The 22,914-nt window shown below is 71.0% G+C and carries 17 protein-coding genes and 1 pseudogene; 11 read left to right on the top strand and 7 right to left on the bottom strand.

The features are described from left to right. Together ACIBLC_RS19305 and ACIBLC_RS19300 are read right to left on the bottom strand one after the other, a co-directional pair. Window positions 1-422, bottom strand: a pseudogene (locus tag ACIBLC_RS19305) (hypothetical protein); the annotation flags it as partial. Between the two features lie 236 nt (window positions 423-658). After that, complete coding sequence (locus ACIBLC_RS19300; protein WP_399212185.1) at window positions 659-1,048, bottom strand: ATP-binding protein; 390 nt, start codon at window positions 1,046-1,048, stop codon at window positions 659-661. 961 nt (window positions 1,049-2,009) lie between these two features. On the opposite strand from ACIBLC_RS19300, the gene ACIBLC_RS19295 reads away from it, so the two are divergent. Beyond that, window positions 2,010-2,339: a MerR family transcriptional regulator gene (locus ACIBLC_RS19295; RefSeq protein WP_399212184.1), complete on the top strand. Its 330-nt coding sequence runs from the start codon at window positions 2,010-2,012 to the stop codon at window positions 2,337-2,339. A 129-nt stretch (window positions 2,340-2,468) separates the two neighbouring features. Here the strand turns inward: ACIBLC_RS19295 and ACIBLC_RS19290 are convergent, their stop codons facing one another. Next, window positions 2,469-3,668 carry a serine hydrolase domain-containing protein gene (locus tag ACIBLC_RS19290; RefSeq protein ID WP_399212183.1) on the bottom strand — a complete coding sequence of 400 codons (1,200 nt, stop codon included), beginning with the start codon at window positions 3,666-3,668 and terminating at the stop codon, window positions 2,469-2,471. A gap of 241 nt (window positions 3,669-3,909) precedes the next feature. On the opposite strand from ACIBLC_RS19290, the gene ACIBLC_RS19285 reads away from it, so the two are divergent. After that, entirely contained in the window at window positions 3,910-6,288 is a 2,379-nt protein-coding gene (locus ACIBLC_RS19285; protein ID WP_399212182.1) for a DEAD/DEAH box helicase, read from the top strand. Here ACIBLC_RS19285 and ACIBLC_RS19280 read toward each other — a convergent pair. Then, window positions 6,285-7,388 (bottom strand): pyridoxal-phosphate dependent enzyme, encoded by a 1,104-nt coding sequence (locus ACIBLC_RS19280; protein ID WP_399212181.1) that lies wholly within the window; start codon window positions 7,386-7,388, stop codon window positions 6,285-6,287. The genes ACIBLC_RS19285 and ACIBLC_RS19280 overlap by 4 nt on opposite strands. Before the next feature lie 252 nt (window positions 7,389-7,640). Between ACIBLC_RS19280 and ACIBLC_RS19275 the strand changes: the two genes are divergently transcribed. From ACIBLC_RS19275 to ACIBLC_RS19245, 7 genes are all read left to right on the top strand, one after another. Then, window positions 7,641-9,203, top strand: coding sequence for a S8 family peptidase (locus ACIBLC_RS19275; RefSeq protein ID WP_399212180.1), 1,563 nt, complete (start codon window positions 7,641-7,643; stop codon window positions 9,201-9,203). 264 nt (window positions 9,204-9,467) lie between these two features. Further along, a complete protein-coding gene (locus ACIBLC_RS19270) occupies window positions 9,468-10,658 on the top strand; it encodes a DUF4190 domain-containing protein (protein WP_399212179.1) in 1,191 nt (396 codons plus the stop codon). Window positions 10,659-10,805: 147 nt separating this feature from the next. Beyond that, a complete protein-coding gene (locus ACIBLC_RS19265; RefSeq protein ID WP_399212178.1) occupies window positions 10,806-11,558 on the top strand; it encodes a GntR family transcriptional regulator in 753 nt (250 codons plus the stop codon). A gap of 311 nt (window positions 11,559-11,869) precedes the next feature. Continuing rightward, window positions 11,870-12,052, top strand: a complete 183-nt coding sequence (locus ACIBLC_RS19260; RefSeq protein ID WP_366696693.1) for an SPOR domain-containing protein — start codon at window positions 11,870-11,872, stop codon at window positions 12,050-12,052. A 78-nt stretch (window positions 12,053-12,130) separates the two neighbouring features. Next, window positions 12,131-12,559 carry a (deoxy)nucleoside triphosphate pyrophosphohydrolase gene (locus ACIBLC_RS19255; RefSeq protein ID WP_399212177.1) on the top strand — a complete coding sequence of 143 codons (429 nt, stop codon included), beginning with the start codon at window positions 12,131-12,133 and terminating at the stop codon, window positions 12,557-12,559. A 213-nt stretch (window positions 12,560-12,772) separates the two neighbouring features. After that, window positions 12,773-13,204, top strand: coding sequence for an ATP-binding protein (locus tag ACIBLC_RS19250; RefSeq protein WP_399212207.1), 432 nt, complete (start codon window positions 12,773-12,775; stop codon window positions 13,202-13,204). A 243-nt stretch (window positions 13,205-13,447) separates the two neighbouring features. Next, window positions 13,448-16,096 (top strand): SpoIIE family protein phosphatase, encoded by a 2,649-nt coding sequence (locus tag ACIBLC_RS19245; protein WP_399212176.1) that lies wholly within the window; start codon window positions 13,448-13,450, stop codon window positions 16,094-16,096. 53 nt (window positions 16,097-16,149) lie between these two features. Here the strand turns inward: ACIBLC_RS19245 and ACIBLC_RS19240 are convergent, their stop codons facing one another. Then, complete coding sequence (locus tag ACIBLC_RS19240) at window positions 16,150-17,724, bottom strand: hypothetical protein (RefSeq protein WP_399212175.1); 1,575 nt, start codon at window positions 17,722-17,724, stop codon at window positions 16,150-16,152. A 105-nt stretch (window positions 17,725-17,829) separates the two neighbouring features. Here ACIBLC_RS19240 and ACIBLC_RS19235 point away from each other — a divergent pair, with 105 nt between their 5' ends. Together ACIBLC_RS19235 and ACIBLC_RS19230 are read left to right on the top strand one after the other, a co-directional pair. Then, a complete protein-coding gene (locus tag ACIBLC_RS19235) occupies window positions 17,830-19,077 on the top strand; it encodes a hypothetical protein (RefSeq protein WP_399212173.1) in 1,248 nt (415 codons plus the stop codon). Window positions 19,078-19,219: 142 nt separating this feature from the next. Continuing rightward, complete coding sequence (locus tag ACIBLC_RS19230) at window positions 19,220-20,173, top strand: class I SAM-dependent methyltransferase (RefSeq protein ID WP_399212172.1); 954 nt, start codon at window positions 19,220-19,222, stop codon at window positions 20,171-20,173. Between the two features lie 6 nt (window positions 20,174-20,179). On the opposite strand, the gene ACIBLC_RS19225 is transcribed toward ACIBLC_RS19230, so the two are convergent. Together ACIBLC_RS19225 and ACIBLC_RS19220 are read right to left on the bottom strand one after the other, a co-directional pair. Further along, window positions 20,180-20,944, bottom strand: coding sequence for a succinate dehydrogenase/fumarate reductase iron-sulfur subunit (locus ACIBLC_RS19225; RefSeq protein ID WP_399212171.1), 765 nt, complete (start codon window positions 20,942-20,944; stop codon window positions 20,180-20,182). Continuing rightward, entirely contained in the window at window positions 20,941-22,914 is a 1,974-nt protein-coding gene (locus ACIBLC_RS19220; RefSeq protein ID WP_399212170.1) for a fumarate reductase/succinate dehydrogenase flavoprotein subunit, read from the bottom strand. The genes ACIBLC_RS19225 and ACIBLC_RS19220 overlap by 4 nt, the downstream gene beginning before the upstream one ends.

Below are 22,914 nucleotides of genomic sequence, written 5' to 3'. Positions count from 1 at the left end.
CCCAGAATGGTGAACACGCCGGTGACGGAGACCCCGCCCTTCGTGCCGTATCCGCCGAACAGAGCGATCAGCGCGAGCGTCGCGACGAAGAGTCCCAGACCGGCGAGGGTGCCGCGGCCCAAACAGGGCCTGGCATCGGCGGTGTCCAGTTCGGACACGGGACGCTGTTCGAGGAACCGCACCGCCGCCGCGTAGACCGTCAGGGCGATCGCCGCGGCCGCCGCACCGAACAGCAGGGACAGCACCGGATTGTCCCCCGCCACGCTCCTCATCCCCGCGGCGAGCCCCGTCACCAGGACGAACAGCACCACCATCAGCGCCAACCGCACCCCGGCCGGCCACACCCGGCGCGTTGGCTCGAACGGTGACTGCGAGAACTGGCGCTTCACCCACTGCACCGACGGCCCGTACCACGACGACATGACGTTTCCCATCCCTTGACCGGCGGCCGAGCCGCCCCTGCATCAGGGGGGAACGCTATGAGCGGCAGGCACCCCGAAACGTCCCCCGGAGGGGGACAATCGCGTGTAGCTCGCACGGGGGACAACGAGACTCGTACACCGACAGCGGCTGTTTGTACGAGTCGCGCACGGCCGGGGCTGAGGAGGTGGCATTGCACCGACTCCGTCCTCGACGGAGACCTTCGGGGGGCCTGGTGTTACCGGGCGAGGAGGGCGCTTACGGTCTTGCCGGTGGGTGCTCGTCGGGTGACCGCGGTGGCGCGGGCGAGGCGGTTGACCATGGGCCAGCCGAAGCCTCCGGTGCCGTTGTTCAGGTCGGGAGTGCGCATGCGGGGTGTCTGCGGGCTGGGGTCGTGGACGGCTACCTCGATGCTGTCCGGGTGTGCGGTGAGGTCGAGGGTGCAGGTGCCGCCGCCGTGCCGGAGGGCGTTGGTGACGAGTTCCGATACGACCAGGACCACGGTGTCGGCGGCCTCGGCTCCGGCTGGTTGTACGAGACCTTCGAGGAAGTCGCGGGCGCTCTCGCGTGCGCCGGCGAGGGAGGTCGCGGAGCGGACGGTTGCGACGTTGACGCTCATCGTGTCCATCAGGTCACCTGGTCTCTGGATCGTCCATGGCGGGTCCTGTCTGCCTGGTGCTTGTGCCCCGGCTGTGCGGTGCTTGTGCCCCGGCCCGTGGCCCGCTAATCCGGCGGTGGCGGGCTTTGTGTCTGTCTTCAGTCACCGTTCGAGGCCGGTTACCTCACTGTCGAACACGCGGAAATCTGTGTTGGCGGGAGTAGACATTGGGCGGTGGTGTGGTTATGGTTTCTCTCGTAGCCAGAGATCGAGCAGGGCCCGGCAGAAACGAACTGGCGGGCAGCAGTACGCAGTTGCAGTGTGCAGTGCGGTGCGGTGGTGGAGTTGCGGAGCCAGGGTTGTTGCAGGACGGCGACGGGGCTGACGACCGGACCGGGTGGCCCGCGGTGATCAGGGGCCGCCGTGAGCAGGACCGCGGTTCACGCGGTGGCAGTACCGGTAGGTGAAGTTGCAGTTCGCGGTACCAGCAGGACCAGCAGTGTGGTGTCAGAGGTTCCCCGGTAAAGGCGTCGGCTGCGGGCGCGCGTACCGGGAGGTTCGGCAGTGGGGTTCCAAGCCAGAGCGGACGCAGGACGGGCGACGGGGCTGGCTGCCGAAGGGTGGCGCTCACTCAGGCCACCAGCAGTACGCATCACCGGCAGGACAGGGCAGTACCAGCAGTACGCAGTACGAGCAGTGCGCAGTACGTAGTTCCATTGGTAAGTGTTGTTCATGAGGGAAGAACGGAGGGCTTCGCGCCATCAGGATCGCCCGGGCGGAATCGCTGAGCCCGGGTACCGCAGGACATCGATAGTGAGGTGGTCTCCGGTCGAGCAACCGCGATCCCCGCGCCCCCGACGGCATGCTGGTCGGGTCCGCGGAAACAAGTAGGCCGGCGCAGCATCAGGGCCGGCAGATGGTGTAGCAGTTCCTTCGGGGCCCTGGCGCGACGAGCGCCAGGGCCCCTCCACGCGTTCCACAGAGAGGTGCGATGACAGCAGACGACTCGTTCGGCCGGCTCGACGACGACGACTACCCCGCCTACACCATGGGCCGCGCCGCCGAAATACTCGGCACCACCCAGGGCTTCCTCCGCGCCATCGGCGAAGCCCGCCTCATCACCCCACTACGCTCCGCCGGCGGCCACCGCCGCTACTCCCGCTACCAGCTGCGCATCGCCGCCCGCGCCCGGGAACTCGTCGACCAGGGCACCCCCGTCGACGCCGCCTGCCGCATCGTCATCCTCGAAGACCAACTCCAAGAAGCCCAACGCATCAACACCCAACACCACCACACTGCCGAGAGCACGAGCTCCCGATGACCTGAAGACCGAAGCACGGCCGTCCAGATCACCTTCGCCAGCCGTGAGCGGGCGACGTCGCCGACCTCGGCCCTTCGCGGTCTCCGGTCGGTCCCATCGGCGTGGTGGGTGCCGGGCGGTTGGCCCCGTTCAGCGCGTGGGTACCGGGCGGTCGTAGATGTTGTCCGGGGTCACGATTTCGGTGATCGCGCGGGCGAGGACTGAGGACGGCTCCTGGCCCTCGTAGGTGATGTCGGTGTTCAGCATGAGCACCAGGGTGGCCTTCTTGGAGGGCAGGTACACGGTCACGGTCTCGTAGCCGGGGATGGAGCCGTTGTGTCCGATCCAGCCGTCGGATTCGAAGATGCCGAGGCCGTAGCCCGTGCCGGGGTGGCCGGTCGGCAGCATCTTGAGCCGTTCCCGCTGGGTCTCGGGGCTGAGCAGCGTCCCGGTGGCGACGATCTTCGCCCAGCGGTGCAGGTCGTGCAGGTTCGAGATCATCGCCCCGGCCGCCCAGCCCCAACTGGGGTTCCAGTCCGTGGAGTCCGTGACCTCGCCGCTCAGCGTCTGGTTGGTGTAGCCGCGCGGGTGCGGTTCGGGGAACTCCGCGCCCTCCGGGAACAGCGTGTGGTGCAGACGGGCCGGGCGGAGCACCCGCTTGTCGATGACGTCGGCGAGGCGGTGCCCGGTGACCTTCTCGATCACCAGGCCGAGGAGGACGAGGTTGCTGTTGTTGTACTCGAACTGCTTCCCCGGCGCGAAGGTGTTCCGGTGCTTGTAGCCGTAGGCCAGCACCTCCTGCGGGGTGAACGAGCGGTACGGGTCGCTCAACAGGTCGTGCACGAAGTCCGGGTCGGAGCTGTACGGAAACAGGCCGCTGCGCATCTCGGCGAGATGACGCAGCGTGATGCGGTGCCCGTTCGGTACGCCGTGGATGTAGGCGGAGATCGGGTCGTCCAGCCGGATCCGCTTGTCGTCGACGAGCTTGAGCAGCGCGGTGACCGTGAAGGTCTTGGTCTCGCTGCCGATCCGCATGAAGGGGCCGGTGGTCATCGGCTCGCGGGTGGCCGTGTCGGCGACCCCGCTCGCGCGGACGTAGTTTCCCTTGCCGGGCATCCACAGTCCGACGACGACGCCGGGGATGCCGGCCTCCTGGCGGACGTTCTCGATGGCCTTGTCCAGCCGGGCGGTCAGCGCGGGACCGAGACCGTCAGGCCGGCACGCGTCCTTGTCGCACCGGTCGACGCTCGCGGCGTGGACGGCCGCGGCGGGAATCGCTGTCATCGGGGCCAGAACGGATGCCACGAGCAGGGCCGCGGCGAACAGTCGGCGGGGAGGGGTACGTCGCATGTCGGGGCGCCTCTTCCAGGTCAGGGGCTCGGACGGCAACGTCACCATCCGGTCCCCGGATGAAAGTCCCCGTCCGGTACGCGTTCGCGCGAGTCCACTCGTTCGGAGCCACGCGGGTTTCCCGGGACACGTCCACGGCGGGGCACGCGGCACCCTGCCCGGCCGGATGTCCGGGAGCGGTGACTGTCAGACCTCCGTGGCAGGATGCGCGCATCGGGGCGGACGGCACATGAGGGGCGTCATGGCGGGTGTCGAGGGGAGTGGGACTCCGGCGGGGCCGGGCAGCGGCGGCGCGCCCGGAGGCGTCGGCGAGGCTCCGCCGGTCGGGCGGCGGGCCAGGGAACTGGTCACGGCGGGCGCGCGGTTGTACGGGGCCGCGCGGGCCGTGCTCGACGATCACGCGCGGGCGCTCGAAGCGGTGCGGTCGGCCCTGGTACCGATCCATGCCGAGCTGGTCGGCGCGGAGCTCGAAGCCATCCCCGTCTCGCGGCTGAAGGACGTCACCGAGGGGCGGCTGCGGCTCAGCGCCCTGGAGGCGGCCGGGTTCGAGTCGGTGCGGGCGGTGCACGGGACGAGTCGGTACGAGCTGCGGCAGCTTCCGGGAGTGGGGGCGCAGACCGCCGACCGGGCGCTCGCCGCCGCGCGGCAGATCGCGCGGGCCGTGGAGGAGACCGTCTCCGTGCGGATCGACGTCGACCGTCCGGAACCCCTGACGACCGCCCTGGTCATCGCGTTGCGCACCCTCGTCGAGGCCGGCCCGGAGCTGCGCCGCGCCGTGGACGCGGCCACCCGGATCGAGGAGCGGCTCCGCACGCTGGTGCCCGCGGCCCGGCCCGCCGCGGGGCGGTTGCGGATGGCGCTCACGGGGCGGCGGACGCGCGAGCGCGCGTTCGACGCGGTCCTGGAGCTGCGGGAGCTGACCACCGGCGCCGCCGCCAGGGACGTACGACTGCTGCTGGCCCAGGCGTCCGCGGACCTGTTGCGCGGACCGGCCTCCGACATCGAGGCGTGGGTCGACTTCGAGCTGCGGTCCGCGGAGTACTACAGCCAGCTCGCCGAGGTCTCGCAGCGGCGCCCGGATGTCGAGGCCTCCGAGGGGTTCCTGCCGTCGGAGGTCGCCGAGCGGGTGCGCGCCCAGGAGCTCGACGACACGCACCGGCGGGTCTCGCTGCGCGGCTATCAGGACTTCGGCGCCCGCTTCGCGCTGGCCCAGCGCCGGGTCGTCCTCGGCGACGAGATGGGGCTCGGCAAGACCGTGCAGGCCATCGCGGTGCTCGCCCATCTCGCGGCGGACGGGCACAGTCATTTCCTGGTCGTCTGCCCGGCCAGCGTCCTGATCAACTGGACGCGCGAGATCGGCGCGCGCAGCACCCTGCGGGCCCTGCCGGTGCACGGTGCCGAGCGGCTCGACGCCTACGAGGAGTGGCGTGAGCGCGGGGGCGTCGCGATCACCACGTACGACGTGCTGCACAGCCTGCCCGAGCCCGCACCCGCGCCCAGCCAGGACGGCAGAGGCACCAAGGGCATCAAAGGCACCAGGGGCACCAGAGGGCGCAAGGGAGCCAAGGGTGCCGTCGAAGTCAACGGCACCACGGGCGCCAAGCCGGGGATGCTCGTCGTCGACGAGGCGCACTACGTGAAGAACCCCGACACCCGTCGTTCCAAGGCGGTCGCGGCCTGGACCGGACACTGCGACCGCGTCCTCTTCCTCACGGGTACGCCGATGGAGAACCGCGTCGAGGAGTTCCGTACGCTCGTCCGCTATCTCCAGCCCGGCCTCCTTTCCGCCATCCACAACGGCACCGCGGCGGCGGGCCCGCACGCCTTCCGCAGGTCGGTCGCGCCCGCCTATCTGCGCCGCAACCAGGGCGACGTCCTCACCGAACTCCCCGCCCTCCTCCAGGTCGACGAATGGGAGGAGTTCGGCGCCGCGGACCGGGCGGCGTACCGCAAGGCCGTCGAGGACGGGAACTTCATGGCGATGCGCCGCGCCGGGTACGCGGACGCGGAGAAGTCGGCGAAGCTGCAACGGCTGCGTGAGCTGGTCGCGGAGGCCGCGGAGAACGGTCTGAAGGTGGTCGTGTTCTCCTACTTCAAGGACGTCCTCGCCACCGTCGAACAGGCCCTGGGCGAGGGGGTGTTCGGCCCGATCTCCGGGGCCGTTCCCGCCGCGCGGAGACAGCGCGTGGTGGACGATTTCACGGCCGCCCCCGGGCACGCGGTGCTGCTCTGCCAGATCCAGGCAGGCGGCGTCGGCCTCAACCTCCAGGCGGCGTCCGTGGTGATTCTCTGCGAGCCGCAGGTCAAGCCGACCATGGAGCACCAGGCGGTGGCCCGCGCCCACCGGATGGGCCAGGTCCGCCCCGTCCAGGTCCACCGCCTCCTCGCCCCCGACAGCGTCGACCAGCGGCTCCTGGACATCCTGGAGAACAAGACCCGCCTCTTCGACGCCTACGCCCGCCGCAGCGACACCGCCGAGCACACCCCGGACGCCGTCGACGTCTCGGACAGCGGTCTCGCCCGCAGGATCGTCGAGGAGGAACAACGACGCCTGGCCGTCGCAGGCGCCGGGCGTTCTCCCACGTCAGAGATATCGGAGGGGCCGGAGAGCACCGGCTAACGCGCCAGCCCCGTCTTCACCCCCGCCCCGCACAGGGGCACCACCGCCGACCGCTCGCCCAGCACCCCCTCCCGGACAGCCGCCCAGCACGCCACCCCCGTCGACTCCACGTACAGCCCCTGTGACGCCAGGTCCGTCTGCGCGTGCCGGATCTGATCCTCCGTCACCGTCAGGAAGGTGCCGCCGGAGTCCCGTACCGCGCGCAGGATCTGGCGGGCCCGGGGCGGGCGCGGGATCGCGATGCCCTCGGCGAAGGTGGGGGCCGCCGGGGTCACCCCGAGGAGGTCGTCGGCGCCCGCCTGCCAGGCCTCGGCGAGCGGGGCGACCGCGGCGGCCTGGACCGCGTAGAGGGCGGGCCGGCGGTCGATCAGGCCCGCCGAGTGGAGTTCGGCGACGGCGAGGGCGGCGCCCAGGAGCAGTGTGCCGTTGCCGACGGGGACGACGATGACCTCGGGGAGGCGCCCGCCGAGGTCCTCCCAGAGCTCGTGGACGTAGGTCTTGGTGCCGGCCAGGAAGTACGGGTTGAAGACGTGCGAGGCGTAGAACACGCCCTCCTCGTCCGCGGCCTCCCGGGCGGCCGCCGCGGTGGCCTCACGGTCGCCGTCGACCACCCGCACCCGCGCCCCGTGCGCCCCGATCTGCTCCAGCTTCTTCGGTGACGTGCCCTCGGGGACGTACACGGTGCAGGGCAGTGCGGCCCGCGCGCAGTACGCGGCGATCGCCGTCCCCGCGTTGCCGCTGCTGTCCGCGAGCACCTGCCGGGCCCGCAGCCGCAGGGCCAGCTCGGCCAGCAGTACGGCGCCGCGGTCCTTGAACGACAGCGTCGGCATCAGGAAGTCGAGCTTGGCGGAGATGCCGTCCCGGAGCGGGACCAGTGGGGTGCGGCCTTCGCCGAGGCTGATGGTGGGGGCGGTCAGCGGCAGGCACTCCGTGTAGCGCCAGAGTGAATTGACCCGTCCCGTCAGGGACTTGAGGCTCGCCGGGGTCGGGGCGAAGTCCAGATCGAGCGGGCCGCGGCAGGCCGGGCAGCACCAGGCGAGCGAACCGGCGGGGACGCGGGTGCCGTCCACCGGGCAGAAACAATCCGGCAAAGGTGTCATGTGCGCAGGTTAGATGCGCCGTTTGGTGACGTTGTGTCATGACTGGCATATGGCACCTGTGTTACGTCCACGCAGGCCTCTTGTGCAATTCCTGTGGAAGCCCCAACCTTTCGGCTGACGCACAGGTTCTGCACAGGGCACGGACAGGATTCGCACACGTGACGGATCGGCCGGTGAATTGGCATGAACCTGCTTTTTTGTGCGTAGCACCACCCCCCACCAGCGCACCACCGATTGAGGAGGATCCCTCAGATGGCAGTGATGCGTACCACCCGCCGAAGACTGGCCGGCATGGCGAGCGCGGCCCTGGTCCTCGGAATCGTCTCCGCCCTCCCCGCGAACGCGGCACCGGAGCGAGTAGGACAGATCCAGTACGCGGGCGCCGCCAACGCGGTCGCCGACAGTTACCTCGTGACCCTCAGGGCGGACGCCGCGAAGTCCGGTTCCGCCGAGGGCAGGGCCCTGGCCAAGGAGTACGGCGCCACGATCGAGCGGACCTACAAGAAGGCCCTGAACGGCTACGCGGTCGAGGCCACCGCGGACGAGGCGAAGCGGTTCGCCGCCGACCCGGCCGTCGCCTCGGTCGTCCAGGACCGGACCTTCCGCATCAACACGACCCAGCCCAGCCCGCCCTCCTGGGGCCTGGACCGCATCGACCAGAAGACCCTCCCGCTCAACAACAGCTACACCTACCCGGATTCGGCCGGGACGGGCGTGACCGCGTACATCATCGACACCGGCGTACGCATCACGCACAGCGACTTCGGCGGCCGGGCCGCCTACGGCTACGACGCCGTCGACAACGACAACACCGCGCAGGACGGCAACGGCCACGGCACGCACGTCGCGGGCACGGTCGCCGGAACCGCGTACGGCGTCGCGAAGAAGGCGAAGATCGTCGGCGTCCGCGTCCTCAACAACGCCGGCTCGGGCACGACCGCCGGAGTCGTCGCGGGCATCGACTGGGTCGCCGCGAACGCGGTCAAGCCGGCCGTCGCCAACATGTCGCTCGGCGGCGGCGCGGACAGCGCGCTCGACACGGCCGTCCGGGGCGCGATCGCGGCCGGGGTCACCTTCGCCGTCGCGGCGGGCAACGACAGTGCGAACGCGTCGAGTTACTCCCCGGCGCGGGTCACCGAGGCCATCACGGTCGGCTCGACCACCTCGACGGACGCCCGCTCCAGTTTCTCCAACTTCGGTTCCGTGCTGGACATCTTCGCGCCCGGCTCCTCGATCACCTCGTCGTGGAACACCAGCGACTCGGCCACCAACACCATCTCCGGTACGTCGATGGCGACACCGCACGTGACCGGCGCCGCGGCCGTCTACCTGGGCGTCAACCCGGCGGCCACGCCCGCGCAGGTGGCGACGGGACTGATCAACGCCTCGTCCACCGGTGTGGTCACCAACCCCGGCACGGGCTCGCCCAACCGGCTGCTCAACGTCGCGGGCGGCACGGTGACTCCGCCCGGTCCGCGCTTCGAGAACACCGGGGACTACGCGATCGCCGACAACGCGACCGTGGAGTCGCCGATCACGGTGAGCGGTGTCACCGGCAACGCACCGGCGGCGCTGAGCGTGCCGGTGAGCATCGTCCACACCTACATCGGTGATCTCCAGGTCCAGTTGATCGCGCCCGACGGCACGGCGTACACGCTGAAGGCGTACAGCACCGGCGGCAGCACCGACAACATCAACACCACGTACTCCGTGAACGCCTCCTCGGAGGTCGCCAACGGCGTGTGGAAGCTGCGGGTCAGCGACAACGCGGCGCAGGACGTGGGACGCATCGACTCCTGGGCCCTGCAGTTCTGAGCCCCGGACCATGATCCGGCGGTAATCGATCACTCGTCCTCGCGGTACGGCTTCGGGTCCGTGACCCGGCCCGCCGCGAGGACGAGGCGTGCCGGGCGGCGCGCCGCGGGGCCGGGCGGTCCGGTGGCCGCCCGAATCGTCGCGTTCGTGACCCGCGTTCCACCGCCGCCCCCACCACGTCTACGATTCGCCCAGTCGTGGGGTCGTTCGTACGGGAGTTCGTACGTCCGTTTTCGCCCCGCCCGGACTAGGAGCAAGGTACTCGTGGCCATACCCCCGCCGCCCGGCCCCCAGCGGCCCGAGGGCCAGTACCCGCCTCCGTACCCCCAAGGCCCGTACCAGCAACAGCCGTTCCAGCAGCCGTACCAGCCCTGGGGCCACGGCTACTTCCCGCACAACCGTCCGGTGCCCGTCAACGGGCTCGCGATCTCGGCGCTCGTGCTCGGGTTCCTCTGTTTCCTGCCCGCCGTCGGGCTGCTTCTCGGGATCCTCGCGCTGGTGCAGATCAGGAAGCGGGGCGAGCGCGGCAAGGAGATGGCGATCGGCGGCATGGTGCTGTCCTCGTTCGGGCTGGTGCTGGCGCTCCTCGCGCTCACCACGGGCGGCGCGCGCGACTTCTGGGACGGTTTCAAGGAGGCGGCGAACGACTCGGCCAACAGCACCTTCTCCCTCGTCAAGGGCGACTGCTTCGACGTGCCGGGAGGTTCGCTGGAGGGCGTGACGTACGACGTCGACAAGGTGCCGTGTGCCGGGGAGCACCAGGGCGAGGTGTACGGCACCGTCACGATGAGCGGCGGGAGTTACCCCGGAGACAGCGCGGTCGCGGACGAGGCCGACGACAAGTGCTACGTGCTCCAGGACAGCTACGCCATGGACGCGTGGGCCGTGCCGGACGACGTCGACCTGTACTACTTCACGCCGACCCGGCAGAGCTGGCGACTGGGCGACCGTGAGATCACCTGCGTCTTCGGGAACACGGACGAGACGGCCGGCCTGACCGGCTCGCTCCGCCGGGACGCCACGACGCTGGACGCGGACCAGCTCGCCTACCTGAGGGCGGCGCAGATCCTCAACGCCGCGATGGACACGGAGCCCGACACGGAGTTCGTCGAGGACGATCTGCCGGGTCACAAGGAGTGGGCGGGCCGGGTGTCGGACGCGCTCGCAAAGCAGACGGGCATGCTCGGCGAGCACACCTTCGCCCCGGACGCCGCCGCGCCCGTAGCCGCCCTGGTGAAGGACCTGGAGTCGGCGCGGGGGGAGTGGGCGAAGGCGGCGGACGCGGCGGACGTGGACGTCTTCTACACGCACTACGAGAAGGGGCTGGACCTCACCGACCCCGAGCAGACGGTCACCGCCCGCGAGGCTCTGGGCCTCGCCACCGACCTCCCGGCGTACGGCGGGGAAGGCGGCCCGGTGGACGACGGCGGAGACGACACCGGTCTGGAGGTGTGACGGCGGCTATACCGGGGAGAAAGTGCCTGGGTAAAGCCCTCGGCGGGCATAAGTCATCACATCGAGTGATTCTTTGGCCTTTGCTTGCATGGCACAACCCACGGTTGCCAGGCTGTAGCTGTCTGTACAACCTGATGGGAGCGGCCAGTGACTTTCGGTGAGCAGCCGGCGTATCTGCGCGTCGCGGGTGATCTCCGCCAGAAGATCGTCGACGGTTCGCTGCCACCACACACCCGCCTCCCGTCACAGGCCAGGATCCGCGAGGAGTACGGCGTCTCGGACACGGTCGCGCTGGAGGCGCGCAAGGTGCTGATGGCAGAAGGTCTGGTGGAGGGCCGCTCCGGGTCGGGCACGTATGTGCGGGAGCGTCCGGTGCCGCGCAGCGTCGCCCGCTCCGGCTACCGCCCGGACAGTGGCACGACCCCGTTCCGCCAGGAGCAGGCCGACGTCTCCGTGCGGGGCACCTGGGAGTCCCACAGCAGGCAGGCCGAGGCGAGCGTCGCGATCGCCGAGCGGCTCTCCGTCCAGCCCGGCGACCGCGTGATGTGCACGAGCTACGTCTATCGCGACGGCGGCGAGGCGATGATGCTCTCCACCTCCTGGGAGCCCCTCGCCGTCACCGGGCGTACGCCGGTGATGCTCCCCGAGGAGGGCCCGCTCGGCGGCATGGGCGTGGTCGAGCGGATGGCGGCCATCGACGTGATCGTGGACAACGTCACGGAGGAGGTGGGTGCCCGGCCGGGTCTCGCCGAGGAGCTCCTCGCGCTGGGCGGCGTTCCCGGACATGTGGTCGTCGTCATCCAGCGGACGTTCTTCGCGTCGGGGCGTCCGGTCGAGACGGCGGACATCGTCGTCCCGGCGGACCGGTACCGGATCGCGTATCACCTGCCGGTGAAGTAGCCGAGAGGGGGTGCGGAGGCTGCCGTAGGTGAAGTGGCCTCCGCGCGACCCCGGTTGGATTCTGGCCTTTCTCGACATCCCCGCCCTGCACGGCCTTTGCCCTGTTGGGGCGCGCGTGTGCAGCGGTCGGCGGCGCGTTCGATGGCGTGCGCCCCCGGACCCAAGTCCACTCCCTGGCCGGTTGCGTACCTCTTTGTGAAAAGCCGTATTCGCTGCGTGAAGGTTAGGCGTAGGCTCGGGCATATGCGGATTGCGGTTTCGTCAGAGGTCGAGGCGCGGCGGGGGCCCTGGGCGGGAAGGGGAGGGGCTCGATGAACGACGGCACGATCACTCTTCCCTGGCTCGTCATCCGGCAGGACGACAACGGCAACCGCTACCGCGTGGGCAGGTACGCGACACGGGCCGAGGCCCAGAAGATCGCGGACAGCCTCGACGCACGTGGGCACAAGCAGCTCTACTGGGTCGAGCGGATCGGGCAGAACGGAAGCAGGTGATCCGTCGGGGCCCGGATCACGGACCGCTCGCGCGAGCGACCCGTCGGGGCTCGGGGGCGCTCCCGTAGGCTCCGGCGCATGACCGAACGGATCGTGGTGGTCGGAGCCGCCCTGCTGAACGGCGGCCGACTGCTCGCCGCCCGCCGCAGCGCACCCCCGGAGCTCGCCGGACGCTGGGAGCTCCCCGGCGGCAAGGTCGAACCGGGTGAAACCCCCGAAGGGGCCCTGGTGCGCGAACTGCACGAGGAGCTCGGTGTCACCGCGGAGCCGGTCGTCCGCGTCCCGGGGGAGTGGCCCCTGCGAGCGCCGTACGCCCTCCAGGTGTGGACCGCGCGACTGCTCCCCGGCTCGGAGGACCCCAAGCCGCTCCAGGACCACGACGAACTGCGCTGGCTGACGCCGGACGAGATCTGGGACGTGGACTGGCTGGACCAGGACGTCGCCGCCGTGCGGGCGACGCTGACGGTGTGGGCCGGGCGGCAGGCATTCGAGGCGGGGCAGGCGTGACCTGGCCCGACAGGACCTGGTCCGATGTGACCCGGTCCGGCGTGACCCGGTCCGAGGTGACCTGGTCCGTCGTGCGCTGATCCGGGGGTCGGAGGGCGCGCGTGGAGCCCCGGACCCGGGGCTCCGTACGCCGTTCGCGCCACCGTGCGCCAACCGGTGCGGTAAGACGTCCCGGATATCGGGTATGTGCCCATTAACCCCATGAAACCGGACATGGGTGCGCTCCTGGTCTGGGAAGTGATCGGCGTGATCGACACCGAAGGCGCCTGCGCCGAGTGGACCTTTCCCGCGGAGCCGGGTGCCGTCCGCGACGCGCGCGCCGTCGTCCGGGACCAGTTGCGCACCTGGCAGCTGGACTCCCTCGCCGACATCGCCGCGCTGCTGGTCAGCGAGCTGGTGACGAATTCCCTGCGGCACGCGACGGGCCCCATCGGTGTACGGCTGGTCTGGCCGGGCGGCATGCCGGGCTCCCTGTTGGTGGAGGTCTCCGACCCGCTGCCCGATCCACCCCGTGAACGGGCCGCCGACGTCGACGACGAAAGCGGCCGCGGACTCCAGCTCGTGGCCGGCGCGTCGCGGCGCTGGGGCACTCGCCCGGGGGACAACGGCAAGACGGTCTGGTTCGAGCTGGCGGTGCCCGGATGAGGGCCGTCGGTCCGGGGTGTGGGGAACCTACTGGTTCAGGCCACTGGTGTTGGCTGGAGTCTTTGATTCGACGGGGTGCCACCTGGTTAGAAGACTGGGAGTATGTCGCGGCCGGTCCAAAAAGAGTCAGGACCGGGCTGTGATCGTGAACACCGTGTTGTGCGGCGCCGTAGTACTGGATACTGCGGTCAGCCGCCCCCGGTGACCGGTGCCGGACGCGGTGAGCTGGAGGGGACGGTTCGCGTGAGCGAGATACCAGCGAAGGCCGCGGAGTCCGAGGACCCGTCGGGCGGCGCGAGGGCTGACGTCGCGGGCGATCCCGCCGTGGGTGACTCCGTGGCGCGCCGATCCGCCCTGGACATGGGGATGGGCGACTCCAGAGGCGACACGGTCGGCGACGGGATGTGGCAGAGCAGCCCGCCCGGTTCGATCTACGACTACATCAAGGTCGCCTCGTTCTCCATAGGCGCCGACGGGCTGGTCGACCAGTGGAGCCTGCGCGCGGAGCAGCTCTTCGGGATATCCGCGGAGGACGCCGTCGGCATGGACCCCATCGCGGCGTTCGTCGCCCCCGACCGGCGCGAGTTCGGGCAGCGCAAGATGGCGGAGATCCTCGACGGCCGGGAATGGACCGGCGTGGTCCCCTTCCAGATGCCCACCACCGAGGCGGGTGAGGCGGGCGCCGAAGGTCTCGCCGAGGTCTATGTGATGCCCACCACTACGGAGGACGGCGAGCGCGCTGCCGTATGCATCGTCGTGGACGTCCGCACCCTCCGCCGGATCGAGACCGATCTGGCCGCCTCGCAGGCGATTTTCGGTCAATCTCCGTTCGGCTTCCTCCTGATCGACACCGATCTCCGGGTCCGGCGCGCCAACCAGCGGTTCGCCTCGATCTTCGGCGGCACCCCCGCGGACCACCGGGGCCGCAGCGTTCACGACTATCTGCCGCGCGCCGAGGCCGAGCGGCTCTCGGCGACCCTGCGCCGCGTCCTGGAAACCGGCGACTCCGTCACGGACATGCACGTCACGGGATTCGTGCCGGGCTCCGAGGAGCGCCGTCACTGGTCCATCAACCTCTACCGCGTGCACAGCGGCAGTGGCCGCCCCATCGGCATCGCCTGGCTCGGCACCGACGTCACCGCCCGCCGAGCCGCCGCCCGCGAGGCCGCCTCCGCGCGGCGCAATCTCGCCCTTCTGAACGAGGCCGGCGCCCGCATCGGCAACTCCCTCGATCTGGAGACCACCGCCCGCGAACTCCTCGACGTCGTCGTCCCCGGCTTCTGCGACCTCGCCACCGTCGACCTCTACCAGGTCCTCCTGGCAGGCGAGGAGACCCCGCCGGGGCTCGCCGACGGCAGCGCCGAACTGCGCCGCGTGGCCTTCGCCAGCGCCGTCTCCGACGCGCCCTTCGTCGACGGACCCGCCCCCGTCGCCGTCGGCGCCGTCCACCACTTCCCGTTCAGCTCGCGCTGCGCGGACGCCCTGCGCACCGGCCGCCCCCAGTACGTCCCCGCCGAAGAGGGCGGTCTCATCCAGTCCACGCTCGCCGTGCCGATGGTCGCCCACGACACCGTGGTGGGCCTGGCGCAGTTCTCGCGCACCAAGGGCAGCGAGCCCTTCGGGGACCGCGACCGGGCGCTCGCGGTGGAACTCGCCGCCCGTGCCGCGGTCTGTATCGACAACGCGCGCCTGTACCGCCGTGAGCACGAACGGGCACTGATCCTTCAGCGGTCCCTGCTGCCGCCGGGCGACCCGGAGGCCTCCGGCCTGGACATCGCGTGCCGATACCTGCCGGGCAACGCGGCCACCGAGGTCGGCGGCGACTGGTTCGACGTCATCGAACTCCCCGGCCACCGGACCGCGTTGGTCGTCGGCGACGTGATGGGACGCGGGCTGCGTGCTGCGGTGGCGATGGGTGAACTGCGCACCGCCGTACGAACCCTGGCCCTCCTGGACCTCGAACCGGCCGAGGTGCTCTCGGCGTTGGACGAGATCGCCCGCGGCCTCGGTACGCCGGGCGGTGTCCAGCAGGCCACCCGTTCGGCCCGCCAGTCCCGTGACGCCGACCTGTCCGAGGTCTACCTCGCCACCTGCGTGTACGCGGTCTACGACTCCGTCACCCGCCGGTGCACCTTCGCCAACGCGGGTCATCTGCCGCCTGTCCTGGTGGAGCCGGGAGAGGCCGCGCTGATGCTCGACGTGCCGCCGGGGATGCCGCTGGGCGTCGGCGGAGAGCCCTTCGAGGAGGTCGAGGTCGAACTGGCCGAGGGTGCTCTTTTGGCGCTCTACACGGATGGACTGGTCGAATCCCGTCACCACCCCCTCGACGAGGGCCTGCAAGCCTTCGTCAGCGCCCTGACCGACCCGTCCAGTCCTCTCGAGGACGTCTGCGACCACGTCCTGAACACCCTCGACACCCACCATGGCGAGGACGACATCGCGTTGCTCATGGCACGTGTGCAGGGGCTGCCGGCCGACTCCGTCGGCGACTGGACACTGCCGCGCGAGCCGCGCAGCGTCGGCCGGGCCAGGGAGTACGCGCGTACGCAACTGGTGGCCTGGGACCTCGAGCCGCTCGTCGACACCACCGAGCTGCTCGTCAGCGAGCTGGTCACCAACGCCCTGCGGTACGGCGAGGGCGAGATCAGACTCCGGCTGCTCCTGGACCGGACGCTGGTGTGCGAGGTCTGGGACGCCGGGCTCGTGCAGCCCCGGCGGCGCCGGGCGCGGGACACGGACGAGGGTGGGCGCGGCTTGCAGCTCGTGGGGCTGCTGTCCGCCGCTTGGGGCTCGCGACGGACGCCGCGTGGCAAGACGGTGTGGTTCGAGCTTCCGCTGCCGGACGGGGGGACGCTGGCGGATCCGGCGGAGGCGTTGTTGAGTTTGTTCTGACGGGGCGGGCCCTGTGGCCGGTGCTGATGCCGGTGGCTGGGTGGCGCGCACGCCTACGGTGCCGGTTCGCCGGGCGGCAGCGCCCTCCGGGCCCGTGTCCGGGGGCCGCCGAAGCTCGCGGGGCCGCCGTCCGGCAGCAGGATCCCGCCGAGTACGGCGCCGCCCGTTCCGGCGCCTTCGGGCAGCGGGTGCCCGTACGCCCGTACATCGCGCTCGGCCAGTACCCGGGCGCGCTGGGCGAGGGCCTCGGCGGCCGGAGCGTCGGTGCGGTCGTGGGCCAGGTGCCGTTCGGCCGCCGCCAGGCGGGTCCGCGCCTCCCAGCCCACCGCTCCCCGGTGCGTGGCGACGAAGCCGGCCGCGATGGCGGCCGAACTGGTCGCCGGGAGCAGGGCGTGGTCAAGGAGCCCGTCGGCGAGATCCGCCCCGGCCACGCGGCGCAGGGCGTCGAGGGGGTCGTACCGACCGAGGGCCGACAGCGCGTTCCGTACGTCGGCGAGGACAGACTCGGCGTGTACGACCCTGCCGGACAGCTCGGGCGGAGCGGCTGCCGTGCCTTCCAGGTGGCCGCGTGCCTCGGCGAGAGCGGTCTCCAGCGCGGTGAGCGCGGTGGGCAACCGCTCTGCGGCGGCGGCCAGTTCGCCCGCGAGCCGTTCGACGCCGTCGAGGAGGACGGCCGCCTGGGCGATGGCCCCCTCCGCGGCGCGCAGATCCGCGGCGGCCCGGGCCTCGTTGCCCGCGGCGCCTCCGTCGTCCCGGTGGCCCCGGTCGAGGGACTGCCGGGAGCGGTTGAGACGTGTCGTCGCGAACAGGAGGCGGTCCTTGGCCTGTTCGACGTTGCCCAGCACGGCGACGGACGCGGAAGGCGCGTACCGCTCGCGGAGTTCGCCGAGTGTGGCCTGGGCGGCAGGTGTGCGGGCGGCGAGTTCCCGGAAGCGGGTCTCGGCGTGCTCCAGCGCGGTGGGGGTGTTCCGCTCCAGGGCGCGAAGTTGGTCGAAGCCGGCGGCCTCCGCGTCCAGCTGCCTCCCGGCCTCCGTGCAGCGCGCGACGACCTCCTCGAGGAGGCGCCGGCCCTCGTCGGCGTCCGGGGTCGTGTCGTCCAACCGCTGCCGTATCCGGAAGGCCGCCGCCAGCTCGGACTTCGCGAACAGCAGGGCCCGCGTGTACGGCTTCACTTCCTCGTCGTCGAACTGGGCCTTGACGGAGCCGAGTTCCTCGGCGCAGGTGCGGACGCAGTCGTCGGTGTCGACCAGCAACCGACGGGCCTGCCGGTCCAGTTCGATGAGCGGTACGACCTGCTGAGCCGCCCCGCCCGGTGTCGTGCGCGTCCTCGCCCGCCGCCTGCGCCGCGTGTACGTGTACGCCGTCAGCACGCCCGCCGCGCCCACCGCTGCGACCGGCAGTACGAGATCCCCGTTGTCCGTCCCGTCCGCACCCTGGGCGTCCTCGCGCGCGGGCGCCACCGCACCCCGCGACTCGGTCACCCGATCGTGCTCATCAACGCCCCTCCCCATGAGCGGCAGCACCAGCCACCCCACCGCCACCAGCCCCCCGACCAGGCCGTACGCGCCCTGCACGGCTATGTGCGACGCCGCGTGGCGCGACCTGCTTGTACTCCGGGACGACGTCACATTTGGGAGCGTATGACCGCCCGTGCCCCGCCGCGACCCGGGTGCGCCGAGGCGGTGGTGCTTAGGGTACGGAGGATGCGGGGGCGCACTGGAGGGGGCACGGGGATGGACACGGGGCGGACGGAATCCGAGGCGGTGGGGCGTCCGGGGGCGGACACGGATCCCCTGCCCGGAGGGCAGCGGGCGGCACGGCCCGGCGACGAACCGCGGCCACCGGCGGACGCGACGCGGCCCGAGCCCGATCCGGACGCTCAGGGGGACCCCGGCGCAGGGAGTCCGAGCCCCGCTCCCGACGCCCCCGCAGGCCGGGTCACCCGGGGGCGACGAGTCCTTCGGGTCTGGCGGCAACCCCGGCTTCGTTGGCCCAGGCGAATTGCCCTTGGGCTGGTGCTGCTGCTGGTACTGCCGGTCCTCGGCGCCGGGATCGCGTTGCGGGTGAACTACGCCGGGGATCCGGGCCCCGGGACCCAGAGCAGGAACCGTGACGCGCTGTGGCTGGGGCACGCGTGGATCGACGGGCGGAAGACGGACGCGGATGTCGAGGCGCTCGCGCGGCAGTTGGGGGACACCGGGATACGGGATCTGTATGTGCACGCGGGGCCGTTGGAGCACGACGGGTCGTTGCCCGAGTCGGCGTATCCGCGGGCGGACCGGCTGATCGGGGCCGTGCACCGCGAGTTGCCCGGCGTACGGGTGCAGGCCTGGCTCGGTGACGTACTGGCGGGTGAGGGCCCGGAGGGGCTGCGGCTGGAGCGGGAAAAGACGCGGGCCGCCGTGGTCGGGTCCACCGAGCAGGTCCTGGGGGCCGGGTTCGACGGGGTCCACTTCGACCTGGAGCCGCTGCACTCGGACGACCGGGACTACCTCTCCCTCCTCGACGACCTGCACGCGGTCACCCGGGACCGCGGCGTCGCCCTCTCCGTCGCCGCCCACCAGATCGACCCGTTCCCGGCCGCGAACTCCATCAGGGGCACCCTCACCGGGCACCCCAAGTGGTGGACCCAGGAGTACTTCGGCCAAGTCGCCCGCCGTGTCGACCAGATCGCCCTCATGTCGTACGACACGGCGCTTCCGCTGGCGAGCCTGTACGGCGGTTACGTCGCCCAGCAGACCTCACTGGCTCTCGAAGTCACGCCGGAGACGGCGGACTTGCTGATGGGCCTGCCGTTCTTCCACGAGGACGACCTGAGTCACCACGAGGCCGCCGAGACGGTCGAGGCGGCCGTCCGCGGCACCCGCCTCGGCCTCTCCCGCACGGACCGCGACCGGGAGCGTTTCGGCGTCGCGCTCTACATCGACTTCGCCGCCGAGGAGTCGGACTGGGCCGCGTACAGGGAGGGTTGGGTGTCCTGACCGGGACCGGGCGGTGACGTAGGCGGTCCGTCGCCCAGAAGTCATCCGTGCTTTCCCTGTACAGGGGTTCCTGTTGGTTGTGGAGTGGCGGTGAGGGCTCTACCGTCCACTTCCCCTACCACCCCGTGAGGGTCACACACTGATGCGAGCGTTACTCACCAGCAGGGTTGCCCGGCGTGTCCTGCGTCCCGTAGCCGAGCTCATCGACCAGCGCGTGGAGCGCCAGGTCCGTCGTATCGTCGGGACCCCCTCGGGGGCCGTCCCGGCGAAGGCCTCGGCCGGCACCGCCGACGAGGCGTTGCTCCTGGAACTGAAGAAGCTGCGGGCCCGCCAGCGTCCTCTGGAACTGTTCTTCGACGGCACCGGGCGCGGCGCGTCACGGCTGCCGTCCGCACCCCATCTCAACCGCACGATCAGCGAGTTGGCGGAGGTGACCGGGAACAAGGAGGGCGCCGAGCGCAACGCCGCCCAGGCGTTCCGGCTGCTCATCGCGATGGAGGCGCTCGGGGTCGGCCGGATCGCCGGCGGCACGATGAACATCGTCGGCAAGCTGTCCGCCGTGCCGCTGCTGGACCCGCCGAACGAGGAGATCCTCGAGATCGGCACCCTCTACGGGATGTTCGGCGCGGCCCTGATCCGCATGATGGAGCGCGCGGGACGCGACCCGAGCCTGACGATCGTCGACCCGCTCGCGGGCCTGCAACTGCAGCCCGGTACCACCATGGGGGGCGACGTCACGGGCACGCCCGTGCGCGAAGCCGCCGTGCGCACCAATCTGGCACTGGCGGGCGCCGCGGGCACGGCGGCCCGGATCCAGCAGGGCTTCTCCGAGGACCCCGGGATACGCGCCCTGGTCTCCGACCGCGCCTACGGCGTGATCATCGTCGACGGCGACCACTCCGCCGCCGGAGTCGCGGCGGACCTGGAGTGGGCCGAGCAGATCGTCGCGCCCGGCGGGATCGTCGTCCTGGACGACTTCGGACACCCCAAGTGGCCAGGTATCAAAGAGGCCTTCGAGAAGCACATGACCAAGGACACCCGGCTGACGTTCCTGGGCCAGGTGGCCCACTCCGGCTACCTCCGAGCGGAGGCGTGAGGCACCTCAGGTCCGCCGCCGGATCTTGCTCCCCAGCCACACGAGCGGGTCGTACTTGCGGTCGACAGCCCGTTCCTTCAGGGGAATCAGCGCGTTGTCCGTGATCTTGATGCCCTCGGGGCACACCTCGGTGCAGCACTTGGTGATGTTGCAGTAACCAAGGCCGTGTTCGTCCTGGGCCGTGCGTTTGCGGTCCAGGCCGGACTCGGCGGCGGCGTCCAGCGGGTGCATGTCCAGTTCCGCGACCCGCATCAGGAACCGCGGACCCGCGAACGCCGTCTTGTTCTCCTCGTGGTCCCGGACGACATGGCAGGTGTCCTGGCACAGGAAGCACTCGATGCACTTGCGGAACTCCTGCGGGCGGTCCACGTCCTCCTGCTGCATCCGGTACTCGCCCGGCGCCAGGTCGGGCGGCACGAAGGACGGCACCTCGCGCGCCTTCGTGTAGTTGAAGCCCACGTCCGTGACCAGATCCCGTATGACGGGGAAGGCGCGCAGCGGCGTGACGGTGATCGTCTCCTCCCGGGTGAACACCGACATCCGTGTCATGCACAGCAGGCGCGGCCGCCCGTTGATCTCCGCCGAGCACGAACCGCACTTGCCCGCCTTGCAGTTCCAGCGCACGGCCAGGTCGGAGGCCTGGGTCGCCTGGAGGCGGTGGATGATGTCCAGCACCACCTCGCCGTCGTTCACCTCGACCGTGAAGTCCTTCAGGTCACCGCCCTTCACGTCCCCGCGCCACACCTTGAAACGGGCCTCGTAGCTGCTCACTCGTAGAGCTCCTCTTCGGCGAGGTACTTGACCAGCTCCTCTTTGTCGAAGAGGGCGAGCAGGTCGGGGCGGATGGGTTCGGTGCTCTCGCGGGTCAGGTCGATCTGGCCGTGCACGGGGTCGGTGGCCGCCAACCCGCCGGTGGGGTCGGTCGGTTGGCACAGGAGGTTGACGCGGCGCCAGGCGCGCTCCATCGCCGGGTGGTCCTCGCGGGTGTGTCCGCCACGGGACTCCGTACGCTCCAGGGCGGCCCGTGCGACGCACTCGCTGACGAGGAGCATGTTGCGCAGGTCCAGGGCGAGGTGCCAGCCCGGGTTGAACTGGCGATGCCCCTCGACTCCGGCCCGGCGTGCCCGCACCCGCAGATCCGCGAGCTTCTCCAGGGCCGCCTCCATCTCCTGCTGCCGGCGGATGATGCCGACCAGGTCGTTCATCGTCTGCTGGAGTTCCTGGTGGAGGGTGTACGGGTTCTCGGGCGGGCGGGCGGCGGGTGTCCGCGCCGCCTCCGCCGGGTCGGCGTCCTCCTGTCCGGGCTCGGGGCCCTCTGCGGAGAAGGGCCGCAGTGCCTCCGCCGCCGCCGTGTCGACCTGGATCTCGTCCACCGGGGGCCGCTCACCGAGATCGGTCGCGTATCGCGCCGCGTGCAGTCCCGCCCGGCGTCCGAACACCAGCAGGTCCGAGAGCGAGTTGCCGCCCAGCCGGTTCGAGCCGTGCATGCCGCCGGCCACCTCACCGGCGGCGAACAGGCCGGGTACGCCGCGTGCCGCCGCGGTGTCCGACTCGACCGCGATGCCGCCCATGACGTAGTGGCAGGTCGGGCCGACCTCCATCGCCTCCGCGGTGATGTCGACGTCCGCCAGCTCCTTGAACTGGTGGTACATGGAAGGCAGTCGGCGCCTGATCGCCTCGGCGGGCAGCCGGGTGGAGACGTCCAGGAAGACGCCGCCGTGCGGCGTTCCGCGGCCCGCCTTCACCTCGGAGTTGATGGCGCGCGCGACCTCGTCACGGGGGAGCAGTTCGGGGGGGCGCCGGTTGTGGTCCGGGTCCTCGTACCACCGGTCGCCCTCCTCCTCGGACTGGGCGTACTTCTCCTTGAAGACGTCCGGGATGTAGTCGAACATGAAGCGTTTCCCGTCGGAGTTCCTGAGCACTCCGCCGTCGCCGCGGACCGACTCCGTGACGAGGATGCCCTTCACCGACGGCGGCCAGACCATGCCCGTCGGGTGGAACTGCACGAACTCCATGTTCAGCAGCGGCGCCCCGGCCAGCAGGGCCAGCGCGTGCCCGTCGCCCGTGTACTCCCACGAGTTCGACGTCACCTTGAAGGACTTGCCGATGCCGCCGGTGGCGATCACGACCGAGGGCGCCTCGAGGACGAAGAAGCGGCCGGACTCGCGCTCGTAGCAGAAGGTCCCGGAGACCCGGGCGCCGTCCTTCAGGATCCTGGTGACGGTGCACTCCTGGTACACCTTCAGACGGCTCTCGTAGTCGCCCGTCTCCTTCATGTCCTCCTGCTGGAGGGACACGATCTTCTGCTGGAGGGTGCGGATCAGTTCGAGCCCGGTGCGGTCGCCGACGTGCGCGAGCCGCGGGTACTCGTGCCCGCCGAAGTTGCGCTGCGAGATCCGCCCGTCCTTCGTCCGGTCGAAGAGGGCGCCCCAGGTCTCCAACTCCCATACCCGGTCCGGGGCTTCCTTCGCGTGCAGCTCGGCCATCCGCCACTGGTTGAGGAACTTCCCGCCCCGCATGGTGTCGCGGAAGTGGACCTCCCAGTTGTCACCGGAGTTGACGTTGCCCATGGCGGCCGCGATACCGCCCTCGGCCATCACCGTATGGGCCTTGCCGAACAGGGACTTGCAGATCACGGCGGTACGCGCCCCGCGTTCGCGTGCCTCGATGGCGGCGCGCAGTCCGGCGCCCCCGGCACCGACCACGACGACGTCCCACTCCTGCCGGTCGACCACGGACAT

The organism is Streptomyces sp. NPDC050535, assembly GCF_044457665.1.
Classification (GTDB): Bacteria; Actinomycetota; Actinomycetes; order Streptomycetales; family Streptomycetaceae; genus Streptomyces.
This window is presented reverse-complemented; position numbering and strand designations above follow the sequence as displayed.

Coding starts and splice junctions, on each gene's coding strand:
- ACIBLC_RS19300 (WP_399212185.1), bottom strand. CDS start 1,048: ATGGACACGATGAGCGTCAACGTCGCAACCGTCCGCTCCGCGACCTCC.
- ACIBLC_RS19295 (WP_399212184.1), top strand. CDS start 2,010: ATGACAGCAGACGACTCGTTCGGCCGGCTCGACGACGACGACTACCCC.
- ACIBLC_RS19290 (WP_399212183.1), bottom strand. CDS start 3,668: ATGCGACGTACCCCTCCCCGCCGACTGTTCGCCGCGGCCCTGCTCGTG.
- ACIBLC_RS19285 (WP_399212182.1), top strand. CDS start 3,910: ATGGCGGGTGTCGAGGGGAGTGGGACTCCGGCGGGGCCGGGCAGCGGC.
- ACIBLC_RS19280 (WP_399212181.1), bottom strand. CDS start 7,388: ATGACACCTTTGCCGGATTGTTTCTGCCCGGTGGACGGCACCCGCGTC.
- ACIBLC_RS19275 (WP_399212180.1), top strand. CDS start 7,641: ATGGCAGTGATGCGTACCACCCGCCGAAGACTGGCCGGCATGGCGAGC.
- ACIBLC_RS19260 (WP_366696693.1), top strand. CDS start 11,870: ATGAACGACGGCACGATCACTCTTCCCTGGCTCGTCATCCGGCAGGAC.
- ACIBLC_RS19255 (WP_399212177.1), top strand. CDS start 12,131: ATGACCGAACGGATCGTGGTGGTCGGAGCCGCCCTGCTGAACGGCGGC.
- ACIBLC_RS19250 (WP_399212207.1), top strand. CDS start 12,773: ATGGGTGCGCTCCTGGTCTGGGAAGTGATCGGCGTGATCGACACCGAA.
- ACIBLC_RS19235 (WP_399212173.1), top strand. CDS start 17,830: ATGGACACGGGGCGGACGGAATCCGAGGCGGTGGGGCGTCCGGGGGCG.
- ACIBLC_RS19230 (WP_399212172.1), top strand. CDS start 19,220: ATGCGAGCGTTACTCACCAGCAGGGTTGCCCGGCGTGTCCTGCGTCCC.
- ACIBLC_RS19220 (WP_399212170.1), bottom strand. CDS start 22,914: ATGTCCGTGGTCGACCGGCAGGAGTGGGACGTCGTCGTGGTCGGTGCC.